We start from the raw sequence: 21,391 nt of genomic DNA, 5'->3' as shown, positions 1-21,391 counted from the left end.
TTCTCCGGTCTGGATTCCCAACATGAGGAACAGGGATTTCTGATGTCTGCTGCCGTGTCCAGGATGAGCCTGGTGAGGTTGATCGCGCTCGGCCTCATCTGGGGCTCGGTCTTCCTCTTCATCAAAATCGCCGGGTTCACCTTCTCTCCCGTTCAGATGGTGTTCGCCCGGCTGGTGCTCGGCGCGCTCGTGCTGCTGCCGTTCGTTTACAGCCGCGGCGGGAAACTGCCCTCGTTCGGCCCGATCTGGGGGCATCTCGCGATCGCCGCGCTGCTCGGCAACGCCATTCCGTGGGTGCTCTTCGCCTGGGGTGAGCAGGGCGGGTCGTCGAGCGTCGCGGGCGTGGTCAACTCGACGACGCCGCTGTGGACGATCGTCGGCGCGTACGTGCTCGGGCAGGACCGCAAGGTGACCGCCACCAAGATCGGCGGTGTGGTGCTCGGCATGGCCGGCACGATCATCATCGCCGCGCCGTGGCACGCCGGGTCCGCGGGCAGCACGAGCAGCATCGTGGCGTTCGTCGTCGGCACGGTCAGCCTCGGCGCGAGCTTCGCCTACATGGGCAAGTTCCTGGCAGGCAAGGGCATCCCGCCGCTCACCCTGGCTGCGTCCCAGCTGACCGCCGCGAGTGCGTTGTTGCTGGTCGCGATGCCGTTCGCGGGTCTGCAGCCGTTGCACTTCCGCACCGACGCGCTGATCGCCATCGCGGTGCTCGGGCCGATCTGCACCGGTCTCGCGTACGTCCTGAACTTCCAGCTGATCACCAAGGACGGCCCGACCGTCGCCTCCACCGTCACCTACCTCTTCCCGATCGTCTCGGTCGCGCTCGGCGCGCTGGTGCTCGGCGAGCCCGCCGGGTGGCCGCTCTACGTCGGTGCGATCGCGTCCGTCGCCGGGGTGATGCTCGTCCGCCGCAAGCCCAAGGCGGCCGAGGCACCGTCATCTGCTTCCCCGGCACCCGCGGCGGCGAAGGCCTGACCCCCAGCCTTCCCGTCCGTGAAAGGGCCTCCCGGAACGTTCCGGGAGGCCCTTTTTCGCGTGTGGCGCAAATCCCCTTCGGCATCCCGCAGTCTTTTATGTATCAAGCAATTCTGCGGACTTCCGTAGTGAACTCCAGCAGCTCTCGACCATAAGTTCAGCGGCATGGTCAACCCAACCGCCCCACGACTGGGTGTCGTGGTGCCATCAGGAAATGCGGCGGTCGAACCGGAAATCGCCGCGCTGCTGTTCGGGCACGTGAACGTGCACGCCACCCGTTTCCCGTTGTTCACGGAGTTCGAGCAGCGGGAGCGCATCGCGAAGTACAACGAGGCGCTGGCCCCGGCGATCGCGTCGTTCGGCCGGCTCGGCGCCCAGGCGGTCGTCGCGGAGTGCAGCGGTTCGCACTACCTGCAGGGGCCTGAGCGCGAGCAGGAGTTCTGCGACGACCTCAGCGCGCGGTTCGGGGTCGAGGTCACGACGGTGACGCGGACCGTGCTCGCGGCGCTGGCGAGCATCGACGCCACGGAGGTCACGCTCGTCTCGCCGTACGCGCAGTGGCTCACCGACCTCTCGCAGGGCTACTGGGAGGCCGCTGGGATCAAGGTCCGCGACATCGTCAAAGTGCGCTCCAGCAAGGGTTTCTCGCCCTACGACGTGTCGACGGCCGAGCTGGTCGAGCAGGTGCGCGAGGCAGATCGTCCCGCCGACGAGGTGCTGCTGATGACCGGCACCGGCATGTTCACGCTGGCCGCGTTGAAGGAGCTCAACGCCGGCACGGAACGCACGATCCTCACCTCGAACCTCGCCACGGCGTGGTGGGCGTTGAGCAGGCTCGTGCCGGACGCGGTCGTCGATTGGCGGCTGGCGCCGTGATCGTCCCGAAAATCGTGGTCGTTGGTGCTGGACCTGTTGGCCTGACGGCGGCTCTGGTGCTTGCACGGGCGGGTGTTCCGGTCACGGTGCTGGAACAGGGACCCGCGCTCGGCACGGCGTCGCGTGCTTCCACGTTCCACCCGGCCACGCTCGATCTGCTGGCCGGCCTCGGGGTGGCGGAGGAGTTCCTCTCCCGCGGCCGCAAGGTGCACGATCTGCAGTGGCGCAGCCGCACGGGCGTGCTGCTGACGCGGATGGGCTACGACGCGATCGCGGACCGGACCGCGCACCCGTTCCGGCTGCACGCCGAGCAGACCGAGCTGACCCCGTTGCTGCTCAAGCACATTCCTGACGTCCGGTGGAACACCGAGGTTCTGGACGTCCAGCAGGATGATCGTGGTGTCGACCTGATCACGTCGAACGGCACTTTCCGCGCCGGCTACGTGATCGCGGCGGACGGCGCGCACAGCACGGTCCGCACCAAGCTCGGCCTGGACTTCCCCGGCATCGAGTACCCGACCTACGCCCTGCGGGTCATCACGACCACGGAGCTGGACCGGTTGCTGCCTGGTCTCTCGCCGATGACGTACTTCCGCGACCCGGTCCAGTCGTGCAGCGTGCTCGGTCTGCCGGACCACTGGCGGGTGATCCTGCGCCTGCCGCACAACGCCGACATCTCGCCGGAAGCGTTGCTGCACAAGGCGTTGCCGACACTGGCGGACCGGATCGACGTGCAGGACGCGCACACCTACCGCACGTCCCGCCGCGTGATCGACAACTACAAGGTGGGACGCGTGCTCTTCGCGGGCGACGCGGCCCACCTCACGTCCACCGCCGGTGGCATGAACATGAACTGCGGCATCCACGACGCGGTTGATCTCGCCACCTCTCTGTCCTTTGTGGTCAACGGCGACCACGACAACGCACTGCTCGACGAAGCCGCGCAACGCCGCCGGAACGTGGTCACCGACCACGTCATCCCGCGCAGCGAGGCACGCGTGTCCGGAGTGGACGGACAGGCGGGCAGCGTCGACGCCGCGGTGCGTCAACTCACCGCCACCGCGAGCAATCCAGCCGAACTGGCCCGTTACCTGGTGCAGGCATCGATGCTCGACTCGGTACCGAACAGCACAGCGCCACAACTGGAAGGGTCCGCTGCCCCATGAAGATCTGGTTCCACAAGCACACCGTCGAAGGTCGCCTGCCGCTGCTCGACGAGTGGTACCGCAAGCACCTCGCCGAGATCGCCTCGCCCGGCACCGAGATCGTCATCAAGACGCTGCCGGAGAACACCTACGACACCGAGCTGCCGTTCGACCTGGTCAAGTTCGGCGCGCTGCAGATCCACTTCAACGCCCACTTCGCCCGTGGCGCGGTGGAAGCCGAACGGCAGGGCTTCGACGCGTGGGTGATCGCCGCAGGCCAGGACCCCGGGCTGCACGACGGCCGCGCGCAGACGTCCATCCCGACGCTGGGTTATGGCGAGACCAGCTTCTTCTACTCGGCGATGCTCGGCTACCGCTTCGGCGTCCTCGGCTTCATGCCGGCGTTGCGCGAGATCATCACCGAGAACATCGAGCGCTACGGCCTCTCCAGCCGTCTCGCCGCCTACGAGTTGGTCGACGACGGTCACGAGGCCGTGCGCCAGGCTCTCGACGGCGACTTCGACCGGTTCGTCGAGGTGTTCGACGCGGCCGCGAAGAAGGCGGTAGACCAGGGCGCCCAGGTGCTGATCCCCGGTGAGGGCATCCCGGCGGAGATCTTCTGGGCTCTCGGCACCAAGGAGCTGCACGGCGTTCCGGTGATCGACCCCGCCGGCCTCCTCGTCCGGCAGGCGGAGCTCGCGGTGAACCTCAACCGGCTCGGCGTGGTTCAGCGCTCCACGGCGGGCTACTGGTTCCGCCGCCCCTCCGACGCGCTCACCGAGCACGTCGAGAACGTCTTCCTCGGAAAGGCTCTGTGATGTCCTCTCAGTTCCCCGTCGCCCGTCCCCGCCGGCTCCGCCGCACGCCCGCGCTGCGCCGGCTCGCCACCGAGACCCGCCTGCACCCGAGCAACCTGATCCAGCCGCTGTTCCTGCGCGAGGGCATCGACCAGCCGCGCGAGATCAGCTCGATGCCCGGCGTTTACCAGCACACCCGCGAGTCGCTGCGCAAAGCCGCCGCGGAGGCCGTGAGCGCGGGCGTCGGCGGCCTGCTGCTGTTCGGCATCCCGGTCGAGAAGGACCCGCTGGGCCTCGGCGCGACCGACCCCGACGGCATCCTGCAGGTGGCGTTGCGCGACGTCGTCGACGAGGTCGGTGACGCGACGGTCGTGATCGGCGACGTGAACCTCGACGAGTACACCGACCACGGCCACACCGGCGTGCTCGGCCCGGACGGCGACGTCGACAACGACGCCAGCATCGAACGCCTCGCGGACATGGCTGTCGTGCAGGCGGAAGCGGGCGCGCACGTGATCGCCCCGAGCGCCATGATGGACGGCCAGGTCGGCCGGATCCGCGCGAAGCTCGACGCCGCCGGGTTCCCGCACGTGCCGATCATGGGCTACTCGGCGAAGTACGCCTCGGCGTTCTACGGCCCGTTCCGCGACGCCGTCGAGTCGTCGCTCAAGGGCAACCGCCGTGCGTACCAGCAGGTTCCCGGCAACATCCGCGAGTCGTTGCGCGAGGTCGACCTGGACCTCGCAGAGGGCGCGGACTTCGTGATGGTCAAGCCGGCCGGTGCCTACCTCGACATCGTCCGTCTCGTCGCCGAGCACGTCGACGTTCCCGTTGCGGCGTACCAGGTCTCCGGCGAGTACTCGATGATCGAGGCCGCCGCCGCGAAGGGCTGGCTCGACCGCGACCTGGTCGTGCTGGAAAGCCTCAACTCCATCCGGCGCGCCGGTGCGTCGATCATCATCAGCTACTGGGCGACCGAGTTCGCCACACGTCTGGAGCGGTGAGCGTGGGAGACGTCAAGCTGACCCTGCTGGGCATCAGCCACTCCTCGGCACCGGTCGACGTGCTGGAACGGGTGGTGATCTCCGGCGAGGACCTGGACGCCGTTCTCGGCGAGCTCAACGAAGCCGACGAGTTCGGTGCCGTCTACGCGCTGTCCACGTGCAACCGGATGGAGTTCTACGTCGAGAAGCAGGCCGACTCCGCCGCAACGCTCCTGCGCTCGAAGCTGGTCTCCCGGCTCGGTCTGTCCACTGAGGACGCCGAACGGTTCCTGTACCAGCACGAGGGCACGGACGCGGTGCGGCACCTGTACTCGGTGTCGAGCGGCCTGGAGTCGATCGTCATCGGTGAGGACCAGATCCTCGGCCAGGTCAAGGACGCGCTGGACCGGTCGCGCCGCCTCGGCACCGCCGGTCCGCTGATCAACCAGCTGGTGCAGTCCGCGATCCGCGTCGGCAAGCGGGTGCGGACCGAGACCGACATCAACCGGGCCGGGCGGTCCCTCGCCACGGTCGGGCTTTCCGCGCTGGAGCACGTCGTCGGCGCGATGTCCGGCCGGTCGGCGCTGGTGGTCGGTGCCGGGACGATGGCCGGTGTGGTCGTGGCGGCGTTGCGCGGCAGCGGACTGGCGCGCATCGACGTGGCGAACCGCACGCCGGAGAAGGCGGCGAGGCTCGCGGAAACCACCGGGGGCAACGGATACGGGCTCGACGACCTGCCGTCGTTGCTCGCTCAGGTCGATCTCGTCGTGACCTGCATCGGCGGCACCGGGGCGTTGCTGACCGCTGCGGACGCCGAGGAGGCCGTGCGGCACCGCGACGGGTCGCCGTTGTTCCTGCTCGACCTGGCTCTGCCGCGCAACATCGCGGGCGACGTCGCCAAGGTCGACGGGGTGTCGCTGGTCGACCTGGAGACGTTGGCGGGCAACGGTCCCGACGAGGCGGCACTGTCCAGTGTGGCCTCGGTGCGGTCGTTGATCGAGGGCGAGGTCGAGGGATTCCTGGCAGCGCTTCGGGCCGCGAAGGTGGCGCCCGCGCTGGTGAAACTGCGGACGGTCGCGTCTACGACGGCCGAGGCCGAGCTGGGGCGGTTGTTCCGGAAGGTGCCGACGTTCGACGAGCAGCACCGCTCGGAGATCACCCTGTCGGTGCACCGGATCGTCGAGAAGGTGTTGCACGGCCCCACGGTGCGGGCTCGTGAGCTGGCGGGAGCCCCTGATGGCTCCCGGTACGTGGAAGTGCTGGGGAAGTTGTTCGACGTTCCCGGCGAACCGAGTGAGGTCGTCGCATGAGGGCGCGGAGCTGTGCGGCCCGCCTGAGCCGGCCCGCGGTCGTGGGTGCGCCTGAGCGGTTGTTCGACGTTTGTGCGGAACAAGATTGGGTGTCGCATGAGTGACCTGTCCCTGTTGTGGAACGCCGAGTCCGTCGCGGTCATCGGCGCGACCGAACGCGAGGGCGCGCTGGGCCGCAAGCCCGTCGCGTACCTGCAGCGGTACGGCTACCCCGGCCGCGTGCTGCCGATCAACCCCAAGGGCGGCACGATTCTCGGCTACCAGGCCTACACCTCGGTGCTGGAGGCTCCTGGCCCGATCGACCTCGCGTTCATCGTGGTGTCGGCCGACCGCGTGCCCGCCGCCGTCGACGACTGCGTGGCCGCCGGGATCAAGGTCGCGATCATCGCGTCCTCGGGTTTCGCGGAGACCGGTGACGAGGGCGCGGCACTGCAGGCCGAGACCGTGGCGCGGGCCCGTGCCGGTGGGCTGCGGCTGATCGGCCCGAACTGCATCGGTGCGGTCGGCTTCGGCAACAAGGTCATGGCGACGTTCAGCCCCCTGTTCTCCGCTGAGGCCGTGGTGTCGCTGGAGCCGGGTGGCCTCGGCATCGTGTCGCAGAGCGGCGCTTTGGGCTTCGGCGCGGCGTCGCTGGGCATCGAACGCGGCCAGCGGCCGGGCTGGGTGATCACCACCGGTAACGACGCCGACGTGTCCGCGCTGGAGGTGCTGGCGGAGCTGGCTTCCGAGCCGTCGTGCACCGGGCTGCTCGGTTACCTGGAGAACGTGCCGGACGTTTCCGCGCTGCGTTCGCTGGCCTCTTCGGGCAAGCCGGTGGCGTTGCTGAAGTCCGGCCGCAGCGAGGAAGGCGGCCGGGCGGCGGCCTCCCACACCGGTGCGCTGGCCACGGACGACCGGGTGCTGGACGCGGCGCTGCGGCAGTTCGGCATCGTGCGTGCCGGCGACATCGACGAGCTGCTCGACGCCGGTGACGCTTTCACTTCACCGCGTCGGCCGGCCGGCCCGCGAGTCGCGGTCGTCACGACGTCCGGTGGTTCGGGCATCCTCGCCGCGGACGACGTGGTGGCGCAGGGGCTTGAGCTGACGCCGTTGAAGGACGAGACGCGGGCGGCGCTGGCGGAGATCATCCCCAGCTTCGGTTCCGCGAACAACCCGGTCGACATCACGGCCGCGGTGCTGAGCGACCCGTCGTTGTTCGACCGTTCGCTGGAGGTCATCGCCGCCGACGACACGGTCGACATGATCATCGGCTGCTTCTGCGTGATGACCGACGGCGACGTCGACAAGGCCGTGCGGGCGCTGGCGAAGGTGGCGGAGAAGTCCGGCAAGCCGGTGCTGGTGTCCCGCACCGGCGCGGACTTCCTCGCGCCGAACGCCCGCGCGACGCTGCGGGAGGCCGGTCTGCCGGACTACCCGTCGCCCGCTCGTGCCGTGCGTGCGGCAGCGGCTCTGTGGCAGGTGAGCAAGCCGCGTTCGTTGGATGCGGTGGCAGGGTTGGGAGTGGAGACTCCGGCTGCCGAGCTGACCGAGCCCGAACTGAAGGCGCTGCTGTCCGATGCCGGTCTGTCGGTGCCGGTCGGGCGCGTGGTGGCGTCGGCGTCCGAGGCCAAGGCGGTCACGGACGAGGTCGGCGGGACCGCGGTGTTCAAGGCGGTCGTGCCCGGACTGGTGCACAAGACCGATGTCGGCGCGGTGAAGGTCGGGGTGCGCTCCGACCAGGCTGCCGACGCGTTCGACGAGCTGTCGGCTTTCGGTGGCGCGGTGCTGGTCGAGGAACTGGTCGGCGAGGGTGTCGAGCTGATCATCGGTGTGCACACCTCTGACCTCGGCCCGGTGCTGACGCTGGGCCTCGGCGGCATCTTCACCGAGGCGCTGGACGACGCGACCTCGCGGTTGCTGCCGCTCGCTCCCGGTGATGCGGCGCAGATGGTCGGTGAGCTGCGCGGCAAGGCTTTGCTGGACGGCGCGCGTGGCCGTGCGGCGGCTGATGTCGCGTCGCTGGTGAAGACGCTGGAAACCGTTGCGGCACTGGTGTCCGGCTGGGAGGGCGGGTTCGAGCTCGACCTCAACCCCGTTCGAGTGCTGGAGTCGGGCACGAAGATCCTCGACGCCGCTCACGTGATCGCGAAGGAAGTCTGATGACCCTGTCCATTGTGGATATCGGCAAGCCCGCGGCGGCTCCCGAGTCGGAAGCGCTGTTCTCGCGTGCGCAGAAGACCGTGCCGGGCGGGGTGAACTCGCCGGTGCGGGCGTTCCGCGCGGTCGGTGGCACGCCGCGGTTCATGAAGAGCGGCAAGGGCGCGTACATCACCGACGCCGACGGCCGCGAGTACGTGGACCTCATCTGCTCGTGGGGCCCGATGATCCTCGGGCACGCCCACCCGGCCGTGCAGGAGGCCGTGTACGACGCGATCGGCCACGGCACGTCGTTCGGCACTCCGACGCTGAACGAGGTGCTGCTGGCCGAGGAGATCGTGGCCCGCGTGGAGCCGGTCGAGTCGGTGCGCCTGGTCAGTTCCGGCACCGAGGCGACGATGTCCGCGATCCGCCTGGCGCGCGGTTTCACCGGCCGCACCAAGGTGATCAAGTTCGCGGGCTGCTACCACGGCCACGTCGACGCGCTGCTGGCGGCGGCCGGCTCGGGTGTCGCCACGTTCGCCCTGCCGGACACGCCGGGCGTCACGGGCGCGCAGGCCAGCGACACGATTGTCTTGCCGTACAACGACCTCGACGCCGTTCGTGCCGCGTTCGTGGAGAACCCGGACACGATCGCGTGCGTGATCACCGAGGCGTCTCCGGGCAACATGGGCGTCATCCCGCCCGCTCCCGGCTTCACGGCGGGGTTGCGGGAGCTGACGTCCGCGTTCGGCGCGCTGCTGATCTCGGACGAGGTGATGACCGGGTTCCGGCTCTCGCGCGCTGGTTGGTACGGCCGTGAAGGCGTCGCCGCCGACCTGTTCACCTTCGGCAAGGTGATGGGCGGCGGGTTCCCGGCGGCGGCGTTCGGCGGTCGTGCGGACGTGATGGGCCACCTCGCGCCGGCCGGTCCGGTGTACCAGGCCGGTACGTTGTCCGGGAATCCCGTTGCCACGGCCGCGGGTCTGGCGACGCTGCGGCACTGCACGCCCGAGGTCTACACGCACCTCGACGCCACCGCGACCGTGGTGGGCGGGATGATCTCCGACGCACTGGCCCGTGAAGGCGTCGAACACCAGTTGCAGCACAGCGGCAACATGTTCTCGGTGTTCTTCTCCGCCGATCCGGTCACGGACTTCGCGGAGGCCAAGGCCAGCGAGACGTTCCGCTACAACGCGTTCTTCCACGCCATGCTGAACCAGGGCGTCTACCTGCCCCCGTCCGCGCTGGAATCCTGGTTCCTGTCGGCCGCGCACGATGACGGCGCGCTGGACCGGATCGCCTCGGCTCTACCGCTGGCCGCGAAGGCCGCTGCCTCGGCCTGACAGCAACAAAAAAGGGGGATGCCACAGCGGCATCCCCCTTTTCGCTTGTCAGACCTTGGCGGTGACTTCGACGTCGATGTTGCCGCGGGTGGCCTTGGAGTACGGGCAACGCTGGTGTGCTTGGCCGACCAGGTCGTCGGCTTGCTCCTGGGAGAGACCGGGAAGCAGCGCGACGATGCGTGCGCCCAGGTGGTAGCCGTCGTCGCCCTTCACCAGGTCCACCGACACCGTGACGGTGCTGTCGGTGAGGTCGGCCTGGGCGTTGCGCGCCACCAGCCGCAGCGCGGAGTGGAAGCACGCACCCCAGCCGGCCGCGAAGAGCTGCTCGGGGTTGGTGCCCTCGCCGCTGCCGCCGACCTCCTTGGGACTGGTCAGTTTCAGGTCGAGCACCCCGTCGGCCGACGTCGCCGACCCCTTGCGGCCGTCGCCGCTCGACGTGACGTCCGCCGTGTACACCACAGACATTTCGCTCCTTGAAGTCGTTTTGGCGCCGAAGCTAAGCGGGATTCCGCGCCGGGTCACTACGGGACCTCGTAGCGACTTCGCGTGCGCGCGCGGGAAGTGTGGGCAGCGTCGTCGAGATCTTTGGAGGGGTTGTGCCGGGTCCGTTGGAAGGCGTGCGGGTGCTGGAGTTCGGGGGATCGGTGGCCGGGGCGTTCGCCGCGACCGTGCTCGCCGACCTCGGCGCGGACGTGCTGCGCATCGACCGGGCGGCCCAGGCTTCGCCGGTGGCTTCTCCTGATCCGCTGGGGCGCGGCCGCCGTTCCGTTGCCGTGGACCTCAAGCACGCCGACGGGCCCGCTGTGGTGCTGGATCTGGTGGCACGAGCCGACGTCGTGGTCGAGGGCGGACGTCCTGGCAGCGCGGAGAAGCTCGGCATCGGCCCCGAGGTGTGCTTGCAGCGCAACCCGAAGCTCGTCTACGGCCGCGTCACGGGCTGGGGCCAGGACGGTCCGCTCGCCCGGCGCGCGGGGCACGACATCACTTTCCTCGGCGTCACCGGCGCGCTGTCGGTTCCCGGGCAGGCTCCTGCCACGCCGCCGCCGTACTACCTGTCGAGCTTCGCGGGCGGCGCGCTGCAGCTGGTGATCGGCATCCAGGCCGCGCTGCTGGAACGCGCGCGGTCCGGTGAGGGCCAGGTGATCGACGCGGCCATGGTCGAGGGCACCGCGCTGTTGTCGGTGATGATCGACCAGTGGCGCCACACTCCTGGCCGCGTCACGGTGGTCGACGCGCCGTTCTACACGACCTACGAGTGCGCGGACGGCCGGTTCCTGTCGGTCGGCGCGGTCGAGTCGCACTTCTACCGCGAGCTGCTGGAGAAGCTGGGCCTGGGCGAGGCCGAGCTGCCCGACCAGTACGACGAGTCCGGCTGGCCGGTGCTGGCGGTGAAGATCGGCGAGGCGTTCCTGTCGCGCGACAGCACGGAGTGGGAGAAGATCTTCGCCGACTCGGATGCTTGTGTGGCACCGGTTCTGGCGCCTGACGAGGTCGCCGGGCACGCGCACCTGCAGGCGCGCGGCTCGTTCGTCGAGGTGGGTGGCCAGCACCAGCCGAGGCCCACGCCGCGGTTCTCGCGTTCAGAGACGGCAGTTCCGGCACCGGCGCCGCACATCGGGCAGCACTCGGTGGATGCGTTGCGGGACTGGGGAGTGGACGGATGGGCGGACAGCTCGGCGATTCGCAGCGTTTGATGCGCCGAGTCCTCCCGCTCCTGCCCGGCATGGTGGCGCTGGGCCTCGACGCCTATGTCGTGGCCGGCGTCCTGCCCGAGATGAGCGCTTCCCTGCGGCAACCCGTCCCCGCGGTCGGCCAGCTCGTCACCGTTTTCACGCTGTCGTACGCACTTCTGTCGCCGATCGCCGCAACTCTCCTCACCGGCAAACCGATGCGGGTCGTGCTGCTGTCCGCGCTGGCCGTCTTCACCCTCGGCAACGTACTGAGCGCGGTGGCCACCTCGTTGGCGTTCTTGTTGCTGTCACGGGTGATCGCGGGCTTCGGCGCGGGCCTGTACTCCCCGATGTCCGCCGCCACCGCAGCCGCCCTGGTCACCCCGGAGCGCCGCGGCAGAGCACTGGCGCTGATCACCATCGGCCTCAGCTCGGGCACGGTCGCGGGCGTGCCACTCGGTCTGCTGCTGGCCTCGCACGTCGGCTGGCGCGGCACGTTCTGGCTCGTCACCGCACTGGGCGTGGCGGCGATGATCGGGGTGGCGGTGTCGTTGCCCGCCATCCCGCCCGCCGCGCCGCCCTCATTGAAGGCCCGGCTGGGAGTCCTCTCCGACCGGCACGTCCTGTCGATCGTGCTCGTCACGGTCTTCTCGACGCTGACCAGCCTCGGCACCTACACCTACATCGCGCCGATCCTGAACCGCGACAACGTGACGATCTACCTGGTCATCTGGGGCGTCGGCGGCCTCGTCGGCAACCTGCTCACCGGCGCCGTGATCGACCGCTGGCGCGACACCAGGACGTTGATGGGTGTCCTGCTGACCGTGATGGGGGTGAGCCTCGCGTTGCTGCCCGTCGGCCCGCCCGGCCTGCTGATCTTCCTGTGGGGCGCGAGCGCGTGGAGCTGCCCCGCCACCCAGCAGCACCGCGTGATGGCGGCCAGGCCGGCGGAGGGCCCGGTCGCGGTGTCGCTCAACGCCTCCGCGATCTACCTCGGCTCGTCGCTCGGGGCGGGGCTGGGCGGCATGGTGCTCGCCGGTGGGGGAGCGCCGGCGACGCTCGCCTGCGGTTTTGGTGGCCTGGCGGTGGCCGCGGCGGTGCTGAACCACCTGATCACCGCCAGGCCGGTGCTCAGCAGCGCTTGACCCGCACCGCGCCGCGGCTCGACTCGACGATCGCGAAGTTCAGCCGGTCCGGGTCCGCGGACCCGAGGTTCACCCGCACCTCGGCGTTGATGTTGATGTTGCGCGGCGACCCGCACGGCGACCACTGGATCTCCGAGATGTCCGGGCGGTAGTGCGTCTCCCAGTCGTCGCTGAAGGGTCCGGTGAACGGGTGGTTCACGTACTCGGTCTGCGACATGCCCTGCAGGTAGGTGTTCACCCGGTGCAGGGCGGTCGCGCCCTCCTGCAGGTGGGTGTAGCCCGCGTACGAGGTCCACGCCAGGGCGTACGTCCAGCCGTCAGGCACGTTCACGCGCAGGTTGACCTGGCAGTTCTTCCGCATGTCGAGCGGGGACGAGCCGTCGCCCGCCCGCGCGAGGAACTCGTGGTAGCCGATTGTGAAGGTTCTGCCGCTGGTCGCGATGTCCGCGTCCCCGGCCCTGCAGCCGGATCCGTTGACCGTGACGACCTCGAGGACGGGAGCCGGCTCTTCCGCCGTGTCGGCGGGAACGAGGGCGGATAGGGCTACTAGTGCTGCCGCTGCCATGTTCAGCATGAGGAACCTCTCGGGGGAGTCGCTGGCGGCGGCACTCGACGTTAGCGGCCTGGTCGGTCGCGTACGTGGTCTCCCGATACGCCTTGATCGCGGCGACGCACTTCTCGTCACGCGCGGTGGTGAACCTCAGCGCCTCGCGTTCGTTGCGGGCTTTCACGGCCTCGGCCTCGCTGGCCTCCGCCCGCACCCTCAGTTGCCCGATCTCCTGGGTCTTGGCCTCGATCTCCCCGCCCTGGGCGACCGAGGCCTTCACCGTGATGTAGAAGAGCGTGCCGAACAACGCCGTCGCGCCGAACAGGAGCACGGTGGTGATCGCCAGCACGACGACGGCGGTCCTCTGCGGACGACGCACTGGTGCGGGTGGCGCGTCGACCGGCTGCTGCGGCGCGAACACCTCCGCCAGCGACGGCTCCGGCGTCAGCACTGAACCAGCAGATCCCTGATCGCGGCCTCACCGCGGGCCTGGTCATTGGCCATCGCCGCCGCGGTCAGCGCCTTGGCCGCGTCCTTGCACTTCTGCGAGCTCACCGCGTCGGACTCGGCTTTCTTCTGCGCGGCCTCCGCCTGCTTCTGCAGGTTCGCGGCGCGCGAGGCGTCCTCTTTGCTCTCCGCGGCCTTCTTGGTGAGATCCGCGATCTCCCGGTCCTTGCCCTCGATCTGCTTGGACAGTCCGGCCGAGTGGTCCTTCTCCTGGACGAGCAGGACGCCGAACGCACCCGCCGCGCCGAACAGCAGCACGAGGAGCACCGATACCACCACGACGCCGGTCCTCTTCGGCTTCGGCGGTGCGAGCGGCGCCATTGGCGCGGGCTGCTGCGGTGCCGGGAACGCGGGCGTGTACGCCTCGAACTCCGGCTGTGGCTCGACGGCAGGCTGCTGCGCGTCGAAAACAGGATTGGTCATGACTTACCCCCAGGAATTGCCCCCATGCGCCTATCATCGCCAGGCCGTCAACGCCGTTACGTGAGCTGTGCCACCGCGTCGACGACCCGGTCGAAGAACCGGTCCACGTCCAGCCCGACGGCCACCCGTGCGTTCGGTTTCCGGCCCAGCCGCCCGTGCAGATCCACCACGGTCGCACCGCGGGTGAGCGTTCCCACGGTCTCGATGCCCACGAACGCCTCGACGCACGTCACCAGCGTCGGGTCGATCACCCGCGCCACCGCCACCGGGTCGTGCAGCGGCGGTGCCTCGAACCCGAACACCTCGCGGTAGGTCGCCGCGAAGAACGTCATCAGATCGCCGCAGATCCGGCCGAGCGGGCCCAGGGCGGTCAACCGCGCCACCACCGCGGGCGTGACCAGGGCCTGGTGCGTCACGTTCAACCCGATCATCGTGATCGGCACGCCGCTGTCGAAGACGATCTGCGCGGCTTCGGGGTCGACGTAGATGTTGAACTCCGCGTACGGGGTCGTGTTGCCGCGTTCGGTCGATCCGCCCATGAGCACGATCTCGCGCACCGCGGCCGTTCCGTAGCGCCGCAAGTACAACGCCACGTTCGTCAGCGCTCCGGTGGCGACCAGGGTCGCGGGCATGTTCCGGTGCATCACGTCGATCGCGTGATCCTCCACCACGTCAACGGAGATCGCGCCGAACGCCGGTCCGTCCATTCCGGACTCTCCGTGGATGTCCCCGGCCACGTGCAACGGCCGCACCAACGGCCGTGCGCACCCGCGCGCGATGGGCACCGAAATTCCGGCAGCCGAACAGATCCGCCGCGCATTTAGCGTGACCTTGTCCAGTGTCTGGTTGGCGGCGACGGTGGTGATCGCGCGGAGGTCGATTTCCGGCGCTCCGGCGGCGAGCAAGATCGCGATCGCGTCGTCGTGTCCGGGGTCGCAGTCGAGCACTACGGGGGTGGGCATGAGGCCATCTTCCCGTTCACGTCCATGAAACAGCCGAAAACGTTTTCGCGGAACCCTTGACGAGGTCAGGGCCGGTGCGGCTAGCGTGTGGAAACCGTTTACCGGGGAGGTTGTGATGGCCCGCAGGCGCTATGCCGTGGTCGGCACGGGATCGCGGGCGGAGCGGCACATCCACGCCATCGCGGTCGAGCACGCGGACACCTGTCAGCTCGTCGCGTTCGCCGACGTGAACCGCACCCGGATGGACGTCCACAACGACCGGCTCGTTGAACTGGGGGTCGAGCCGGTCCCTGCGTACAACGCCGGCGACTACCTGAAGATGCTGGAAGAGCAGCAGGTCGACGTGGTCGTGGTGACCACTGTCGACCGGTTCCACGACACCTACATCGTGGAAGCGCTCGACGCCGGCCGTGACGTCGTGACCGAGAAGCCGATGACGACGGACGTGCCGTCCGCCCGCAAGATCCTGGACGCGGTGCACCGCAACGACGGCAACGTCACCGTCACGTTCAACTACCGCTACAACCCGATCCACGAGAAGGTCCGCGAGCTGCTGGCGGACGGCGCGGTCGGCGAGATCGGGTCGGTGCACTTCGAGTGGCTGCTCGACACCCGGCACGGCGCCGACTACTTCCGCCGCTGGCACCGCGACAAGGCCAACTCCGGCGGCCTGATGGTGCACAAGGCGACGCACCACTTCGACCTGCTCAACTGGTGGGTGGGCTCGACGCCGGACACGGTGTACGCGCACGGTCGTTTGTTCTTCTACGGCGATGAAAACGGCGCACGGCACGGCTACGCGGACGACGAGCGGTTCGCGTTGAAGCTGGAGCAGAACGACTGGCTCAAGAAGCTCTACGTCGACGCCCGGCACGAGGACGGGTACCGGCGCGACCAGAACCCGTTCGAGCCGGGTGTGTCCATTGAGGACGACATGTCGGTGATCGTGCGCTATGCCAGCGGCGCGAACCTGACCTACCACCTCACGGCCTACTCGCCGTGGGAGGGCTATCGGCTGATGGTCAACGGCAGCAAGGGGCGTCTCGAACTCGAAGTCGTCGAGAACTCCTGGGTGTCGAGCCAGAACCCGACCGTGCACGGCGTCAACGCCAACCCCGAGGACGGGTGGGCGAAGCTGTCGGTGCAACGGCTGTTCGAGGAACGGGAAGAGATCCCGCTGGAGTACGACCGGGACGGTCACGGCGGCGCCGACCAGCGCATGGTCGACGCGCTGTACGGACCTGCCGGGCAACACGACCCGTTGGGACGCAAGGCGACGCACTACGACGGCACCCTCTCGCTGCTGACCGGTTTCGCCGCCAACCGCAGCTTCGAGACCGGGGAACCGGTCCGCGTCGTCGACGTCATCGACCTGCGATAGGGGAGATCTGGTGAAAGCGCACAAGGTTGTGGGCTTGGTGCTCGGTGCCGCGCTGGTGGTGTCGGGTTGTGGTGCCAAAGGCGGCGGTGACGGCCAGCAGGAGATCCGCTTCATCTGGTGGGGCAACGACGACCGCGCCAAGGTGACCAACGAGGCGGTGAAGCTGTTCGAGAGCCGCAACACCGGCATCAAGGTCTCGACGTCGTTCCAGAACTTCCAGAACTACTTCGAGAAGCTGTCCACCGAGATCGCGGGCGGCAACGCGCCGGACGTGATCCAGATGGACTACCGCTACCTCAACGAGTACGCGGGCCGCAACGTGCTGCTGGACCTCTCCCCGTACGTGGGCAAGGAGATCCGCACCGCGGACTGGAACTCCGGCTTCATCGGCAGCGGCAAGCTGGGCGGCAAGCAGGTCGCGATGCCGTTGGCGCAGAACGCCACCGCGATCGTCTACGACCCGAAGCTGTTCGACGCGGCCGGTGTGAAGCCGCCGCGAATCGGCTGGAGCTGGGCCGACTACAAGGAGACCTCCGCGAAGATCCAGGCCAGCACGGGTGGCAAGATCGCGGGCGCGACGGACTTCGGCGGCACCGAGGACGTCTTCGAGACGTGGTTGCGGCAGCGCGGCAAGAAGCTCTACGCCGACGACGGCAAGCTCGGGTACTCCAAGGACGACCTGAAGGCGTTCTGGCAGCTCTCCAAGGACTTCCGCGACGGCAACGCCACCACCCCGCCGGAGCTCGTGACGACGCTGAACGCCGGCGCCGAGCAGACGCCGATGGGCAAGAAGCTGTCCGCCTCCGAACACACCTACGACAGCCTCTACGGCGGCTACAACACGGTGCGACCCGGTGAGCTCGCGCTGGGTCCGTATCCCAGTGACAGCAAGGAAGTCCTCGGCTCGTACCGCAAGCCCTCGCAGCTGGTCAGCGCGTCCTCCCGCACCAAGCACAAGGACGCGGCGGTCAAGCTGATCGACTTCCTGCTGAACGACCCGGACGCGGGCAAGATCCTCGGCGCGAACCGCGGCCTGCCGGCGAACCTGAAGATCCGCGAGGCCGTGGCGCAGAACCTCAGCGGCGCCAACAAGGTCATCTTCGAGTACCAGAAGTCGGTCGACGCCCAGCTCGGCGACGCCCCGGCCGCACCGCCGAAGGGCGACGGCACGATCTACAAGCTGATGCAGCGCAAGCACGAGGAGGTCGTCTTCGGGAAGAAGACGATCGACCAGGCGTTGGAGGAGTTCTGGCGCGACGCTGAAGAAGCGTTGAAGTAGTGGTGCTCGCCGAGCGGGTCTCTCCCGCACCGGTGAAGTCGGTCGCCGAGGGCGCGCCCCCTCGGCGACCGAAGAACTCGCAGGGCGTCGCGTACCTGTTCCTCGGGCCTTGGCTGCTCGGCGCGATCGGCCTCACCGTCGCGCCGATGGTCGTGTCGCTGTACCTGTCGTTCACCGACTACGACCTGTTCAACTCGCCGCAGTGGGTGGGTTTCGACAACTACGCCAAGCTCTTCGGTGACGATCCGCGTTACCTGGACTCCGTCGTCGTCACGCTGAAGTACGTCGTGTGGTCGGTGCCGCTGAAGCTGGTGCTGGCGCTGGCCGTCGCGTTGCTGCTGAACTCGTTGCGCGGCAAGGGACAGGCGTTCTTCCGCTCGGCCTTCTACGCGCCATCGCTGCTGGGCGCGTCGGTCGGGCTGGCGCTGGCGTGGCGGGCGATCTTCGACACCTGGGTCGACACGCCGGACTACGCGTTGATCACCATCGTGCTGCTGTCGGCGTGGCAGTTCGGCGCGCCGATGGTCATCTTCCTGGCCGGGTTGCAGCAGATTCCGCGCGACCTGTTCGACGCGGCGGCGGTCGACGGCGCGGGCTGGTGGCGGCGGCTGTGGTCGATCACGCTGCCGATGTTGTCGCCGGTGCTGTTCTTCAACCTCGTGCTGGAGACGATCCACGCGTTCCAGGCGTTCACGCAGGCGTTCGTGGTGAGCGGTGGTCGGGGCGGACCGGCCGACTCGACGTTGTTCTACACGCTCTACCTGTACGAGCGCGGCTTCACGGAGTTCCGGATGGGTTACGCGTCGGCGATGGCGTGGGTGTTGCTGGTGGCGATCGCGGTGATCACCGCGGTGCTGTTCCGGACCTCGCGGTACTGGGTGTTCTACGGAGACGAACGATGAAGCGGGCGGCGGTTTTCCTGCTGTGCCTGGCCGCGCTGGCGTTGGTGCTGTACCCGATCGTGTGGTTGATCTCGGCCTCGCTCACACCGGTCGAGGATCTGGTGGCGAACCTGCGCTCGTTGTTCCCCGGCCGGATCACCGGCGACGGGTACGCGGGCGCGCTGGAGGGTGCGGGCGGGGAGCCGTTCTGGACGTTCCTGCGCAACTCGACGATCGTGGCCAGTGGCGCGGTGATCGGCAACGTCGTGTCGTGCTCGCTGGCGGCCTATGCGTTCGCGCGGCTGCGCTTCCGGTTGTCAGGCCCGCTGTTCGCGTTCGCGCTGATCACGATCATGCTGCCCGCGCACGTCACGCTGATCCCGCAGTACGTGGTGTTCCAGCAGCTCGGCATGATCGACACGTTCGTGCCGCTGATCCTGCCGAAGCTGCTCGCGACGGACGCGTTCTTCGTGTTCCTGATGGTGCAGTTCATGCGCGGGATTCCGTTCGAGCTGGACGAGGCCGCGAAGATCGACGGGTGCGGGCCGATCCGCAACTACCGCTACGTCGTGCTGCCGTTGTCGAGGCCTGCCATGGTGACGACCGCGATCTTCACGTTCATCTGGACCTGGAACGACTTCTTCTCGCAGCTGATCTACCTGTCGTCGACCGAGAACTACACGATCCCGATGGGACTGCGGCTGTACATCGACCAGACGTCGTCGTCCTCGTACGGGCCGATGTTCGCGATGTCGGTGCTGTCGCTGGTGCCGATCGGGCTGTTCTTCCTGGCGTTCCAGCGGTTCCTGGTCGCCGGTGTGGCCACGACGGGGCTGAAGGGATGAACCGGCTGGAGACGCTCGCGGACGCCCTGCTGGTGGGGCTGTTCGTGTTCGTCGCCTCGCTGCCGCTGGTGACGGCGTACTCGGCCTTCGGGGCGGGGTGTGCCGTGCTGCGGGATGACCTTCCGGCCGGGCGGTTCTGGTCGTTGCTGCGGGTGCGGTGGGCGCCGGGGGTCGTGTTCGCGGCGCTGTGGGCGCTGCTGGTCGTGGATGTGCTGCTGGTGGTCACGGTGCTGCCCGCGCCTTGGTTCGTTCGGGGTGCGGTACTGCTCGCGTCGGCGGCCATCGGGGCGGTTCTTCTTGATCAAGCACGTCTCGGATGGCGCGGCGCATTGAAATTCGAAGCACCTCGGCCGATGCTGATGGCCGCGTTGGTGGTCGCCGGTGTGCTGGTGTGGGCCCTGCCTCCGCTGGCGCTGGTGATCGGCGGACCCCTGGCGCTGGCTGCGGAGTCCACCCGAGAAGGGTGAGGACGATGCGTGTTGCGCTGGTCGGCGCGCGTGGGCACGGTGCGCGGCACGTGGAGAACCTGCTCCGGCTGGGCCACGACGGGCTCGCGACCTTCGTGGGCGTGGTGGACGTGGCCGATGTCGACGTGCCGGTGCCGTCCTACCCCGATCTGCCGTCGCTCGCGGCCGAGCTGCACCCCGAGATCGTGGTGATCTCGTCGCCACCGTCGACGCACCGCGATCTGGTGCTGTCCGCGTTCGCTCTCGGGTGTGACGTGCTGGTCGAGAAGCCGGCGCTGCTGTCGGTGGCGGACTTCGACGAGATCAGCTCTGCCGCCGCCGAGCGCGGGCTGGTGTGCCAGGTCGGGTTCCAGTCGCAGGGGACAGGGTCGTACCGGCGGCTGTGCTCGTTGATCGGCTCTGGTGCTCTGGGCGACATCTCGGGCATCGGGGCGGCCGGGCGCTGGGTGCGCTCGGACTCCTACTACGAGCGCGCTGCGTGGGCGGGGCGGCAGGGCGAGGACGGGACGCTGGTGAACCCGTTCGCGCACGCTCTGCAGAACGCTTTGCTGCTGGCCGACGTCGAGGAGCGCACGGACATCGGCGTCGAGCTGGAGCTGTTCCGGTGCCGCGACACGATCACCGCGGACGACACGGCCTGTGTGCGCGTCACGGCCGATGGCGCGCCTCCGGTGGTGGTGGCGACGACTTTGTGCGCCTCGACATCGTTGCCACCGGTTGTTCTGGTGCACGGTTCGTTGGGTCAGGCCGTGTGGTGGTACGACGACGACAGGCTGACCGTGAACGACCACAAGATGGCGGTCGCTGCTCCGGTCGATCTGCTGGAGAACCTCATCCGGCACCGGCAGACCGGTGAGCCTCTCGTGGCGCCGCTGGCGGCCGCGCGCGCGTTCACGGCCGTCGTCGAGGAGTGCGGCAAGGCGGACGTGCCGCTCGTGCCGGCGCGCCGCGTCACCGACCGGGTGGTCCTGGACGGCATCGACGAGGTCGTCGTGCGCGCCGCGGAGAAGATCGCCACGTTCACCGAGCTGGGCTGCGGTTTCGGGCGGTAGTCTGCCGCGCGGGTCCACCAGTGTTCGGGGAGTTGTGGCGTTGGACACCTACATCGACTTGAAGGACGTCCGGCTGACCGGGTACGTCAGCATCGGCCTCATCGCGCTCTCGGCGCTCGAGTCGGTCTGGGGCACGATCACGGACTGGCGGGGCGGCTCGTCCTCGTGGAGCTTTCTCGCCATCGTGCTGGTCGTGCCCGCGGCGGTGGCGTCCCTGCTGTGGTTCCGCGGCGTCACCCACAACGCCGAGGCGATCGCCCTGCACGGCGTGCGCACGGTGTCGCAGGTGTGGCGGGCCAGCGACCCGGCCCAGCGCGACGTGCCGTTCGACCAGCGCGTGGCCAGCCCGCTGATCAAGCCGTGGCAGTACGCGTTCCTGGCCATGGTGGGCTGCGACATCTTCGAGTCGTTGCTGCTGGACACGCCCGCGTACGTGGTGTTCTCAACCCTGTCCACGCTGGCCTCGGCAGGGGCCGCCGGCCTCGCCTGCTACCTGATCTTCCGGGTCTCGTCGATGCAGCGGAAGTTCGCGGTGCCACATCCCCGTGGTCGTCGGGGCTGAGGTGCGTTAGACTTTGCAGCTGGTTGCGGTTTCGTGTTCGTGTTTACGCACGCTCGCTGAACTTCAGGAGCCGGAACCGCTGCCGGAGCCCGAACCGGAACCCGCGCCGCCACCCGTGGC

Annotated in this window: 22 protein-coding genes; 18 read left to right on the top strand and 4 right to left on the bottom strand. The window is 68.8% G+C overall.

The features are described 5' to 3' along the window. The first annotated feature begins 42 nt into the window (after nt 1-42). The 8 genes from ABZX92_RS32890 to hemL all read left to right on the top strand — a co-directional run bounded on the left by ABZX92_RS32890 (nt 43) and on the right by hemL (nt 9,550). A complete protein-coding gene (locus ABZX92_RS32890) occupies nt 43-978 on the top strand; it encodes a DMT family transporter (protein WP_355568027.1) in 936 nt (311 codons plus the stop codon). A gap of 165 nt (nt 979-1,143) precedes the next feature. Beyond that, complete coding sequence (locus ABZX92_RS32885) at nt 1,144-1,854, top strand: hypothetical protein (protein WP_355568024.1); 711 nt, start codon at nt 1,144-1,146, stop codon at nt 1,852-1,854. After that, on the top strand, nt 1,851-3,020 hold the full coding sequence (locus ABZX92_RS32880; protein WP_355568021.1) for an FAD-dependent oxidoreductase: 1,170 nt from the start codon (nt 1,851-1,853) through the stop codon (nt 3,018-3,020). Before ABZX92_RS32885 ends, ABZX92_RS32880 begins: the two co-directional genes overlap by 4 nt. Next, the gene (locus tag ABZX92_RS32875) at nt 3,017-3,817 is read left to right on the top strand and encodes an aspartate/glutamate racemase family protein (protein ID WP_355568018.1); all 801 of its coding nucleotides are present in this window, start codon (nt 3,017-3,019) and stop codon (nt 3,815-3,817) included. Before ABZX92_RS32880 ends, ABZX92_RS32875 begins: the two co-directional genes overlap by 4 nt. After that, a complete protein-coding gene (hemB, locus tag ABZX92_RS32870) occupies nt 3,817-4,800 on the top strand; it encodes a porphobilinogen synthase (RefSeq protein WP_355568015.1) in 984 nt (327 codons plus the stop codon). The genes ABZX92_RS32875 and hemB overlap by 1 nt, the downstream gene beginning before the upstream one ends. A 2-nt stretch (nt 4,801-4,802) precedes the next feature. Beyond that, entirely contained in the window at nt 4,803-6,089 is a 1,287-nt protein-coding gene (hemA, locus tag ABZX92_RS32865) for a glutamyl-tRNA reductase (protein ID WP_355568013.1), read from the top strand. A 96-nt stretch (nt 6,090-6,185) separates the two neighbouring features. Further along, nucleotides 6,186-8,228, top strand: coding sequence for an acetate--CoA ligase family protein (locus ABZX92_RS32860; protein ID WP_355568010.1), 2,043 nt, complete (start codon nt 6,186-6,188; stop codon nt 8,226-8,228). Then, nucleotides 8,228-9,550, top strand: a complete 1,323-nt coding sequence (gene hemL / locus ABZX92_RS32855; RefSeq protein WP_355568007.1) for a glutamate-1-semialdehyde 2,1-aminomutase — start codon at nt 8,228-8,230, stop codon at nt 9,548-9,550. The genes ABZX92_RS32860 and hemL overlap by 1 nt, the downstream gene beginning before the upstream one ends. 48 nt (nt 9,551-9,598) lie before the next feature. Here the strand turns inward: hemL and ABZX92_RS32850 are convergent, their stop codons facing one another. Continuing rightward, nucleotides 9,599-10,015 (bottom strand): organic hydroperoxide resistance protein, encoded by a 417-nt coding sequence (locus ABZX92_RS32850; RefSeq protein ID WP_355568005.1) that lies wholly within the window; start codon nt 10,013-10,015, stop codon nt 9,599-9,601. Nucleotides 10,016-10,146: 131 nt separating this feature from the next. On the opposite strand from ABZX92_RS32850, the gene ABZX92_RS32845 reads away from it, so the two are divergent. Together ABZX92_RS32845 and ABZX92_RS32840 are read left to right on the top strand one after the other, a co-directional pair. After that, nucleotides 10,147-11,244, top strand: a complete 1,098-nt coding sequence (locus ABZX92_RS32845; RefSeq protein WP_355568002.1) for a CaiB/BaiF CoA-transferase family protein — start codon at nt 10,147-10,149, stop codon at nt 11,242-11,244. Continuing rightward, nucleotides 11,244-12,365, top strand: coding sequence for an MFS transporter (locus ABZX92_RS32840; protein ID WP_355567999.1), 1,122 nt, complete (start codon nt 11,244-11,246; stop codon nt 12,363-12,365). Before ABZX92_RS32845 ends, ABZX92_RS32840 begins: the two co-directional genes overlap by 1 nt. On the opposite strand, the gene ABZX92_RS32835 is transcribed toward ABZX92_RS32840, so the two are convergent. Continuing rightward, nucleotides 12,352-12,939, bottom strand: coding sequence for a DUF4360 domain-containing protein (locus tag ABZX92_RS32835; RefSeq protein WP_355567996.1), 588 nt, complete (start codon nt 12,937-12,939; stop codon nt 12,352-12,354). The two genes, ABZX92_RS32840 and ABZX92_RS32835, sit on opposite strands and share 14 nt — an antisense overlap. Before the next feature lie 65 nt (nt 12,940-13,004). On the opposite strand from ABZX92_RS32835, the gene ABZX92_RS32830 reads away from it, so the two are divergent. Then, a complete protein-coding gene (locus ABZX92_RS32830; RefSeq protein ID WP_355567994.1) occupies nt 13,005-13,202 on the top strand; it encodes a hypothetical protein in 198 nt (65 codons plus the stop codon). A gap of 154 nt (nt 13,203-13,356) precedes the next feature. Here the strand turns inward: ABZX92_RS32830 and ABZX92_RS32825 are convergent, their stop codons facing one another. Beyond that, nucleotides 13,357-13,842, bottom strand: coding sequence for a hypothetical protein (locus ABZX92_RS32825; protein WP_355567991.1), 486 nt, complete (start codon nt 13,840-13,842; stop codon nt 13,357-13,359). A 56-nt stretch (nt 13,843-13,898) separates the two neighbouring features. After that, nucleotides 13,899-14,804, bottom strand: coding sequence for a nucleoside hydrolase (locus ABZX92_RS32820; protein WP_355567988.1), 906 nt, complete (start codon nt 14,802-14,804; stop codon nt 13,899-13,901). Nucleotides 14,805-14,919: 115 nt separating this feature from the next. Between ABZX92_RS32820 and ABZX92_RS32815 the strand changes: the two genes are divergently transcribed. Genes ABZX92_RS32815 through ABZX92_RS32785 form a run of 7 tightly spaced genes read left to right on the top strand, consistent with a single transcriptional unit; the run spans nt 14,920 to nt 21,271 of the window. After that, entirely contained in the window at nt 14,920-16,185 is a 1,266-nt protein-coding gene (locus tag ABZX92_RS32815) for a Gfo/Idh/MocA family oxidoreductase (RefSeq protein WP_355567985.1), read from the top strand. Between the two features lie 10 nt (nt 16,186-16,195). After that, entirely contained in the window at nt 16,196-17,464 is a 1,269-nt protein-coding gene (locus tag ABZX92_RS32810; protein ID WP_355567982.1) for an extracellular solute-binding protein, read from the top strand. A gap of 32 nt (nt 17,465-17,496) precedes the next feature. After that, the gene (locus tag ABZX92_RS32805) at nt 17,497-18,366 is read left to right on the top strand and encodes a sugar ABC transporter permease (RefSeq protein ID WP_355568041.1); all 870 of its coding nucleotides are present in this window, start codon (nt 17,497-17,499) and stop codon (nt 18,364-18,366) included. After that, nucleotides 18,363-19,190, top strand: a complete 828-nt coding sequence (locus ABZX92_RS32800; RefSeq protein ID WP_355567980.1) for a carbohydrate ABC transporter permease — start codon at nt 18,363-18,365, stop codon at nt 19,188-19,190. Before ABZX92_RS32805 ends, ABZX92_RS32800 begins: the two co-directional genes overlap by 4 nt. After that, nucleotides 19,187-19,657 carry a hypothetical protein gene (locus ABZX92_RS32795; RefSeq protein ID WP_355567977.1) on the top strand — a complete coding sequence of 157 codons (471 nt, stop codon included), beginning with the start codon at nt 19,187-19,189 and terminating at the stop codon, nt 19,655-19,657. The genes ABZX92_RS32800 and ABZX92_RS32795 overlap by 4 nt, the downstream gene beginning before the upstream one ends. 5 nt (nt 19,658-19,662) lie before the next feature. Then, a complete protein-coding gene (locus ABZX92_RS32790; RefSeq protein WP_355567974.1) occupies nt 19,663-20,709 on the top strand; it encodes a Gfo/Idh/MocA family oxidoreductase in 1,047 nt (348 codons plus the stop codon). Between the two features lie 40 nt (nt 20,710-20,749). Next, a complete protein-coding gene (locus tag ABZX92_RS32785) occupies nt 20,750-21,271 on the top strand; it encodes a hypothetical protein (RefSeq protein ID WP_355567971.1) in 522 nt (173 codons plus the stop codon). Nucleotides 21,272-21,391: the final 120 nt, after the last annotated feature.

The sequence above is a fragment of the Lentzea sp. NPDC006480 genome (genome assembly GCF_040611995.1).
In the GTDB taxonomy this organism is placed as follows: domain Bacteria; phylum Actinomycetota; class Actinomycetes; order Mycobacteriales; family Pseudonocardiaceae; genus Lentzea.
This window is presented reverse-complemented; position numbering and strand designations above follow the sequence as displayed.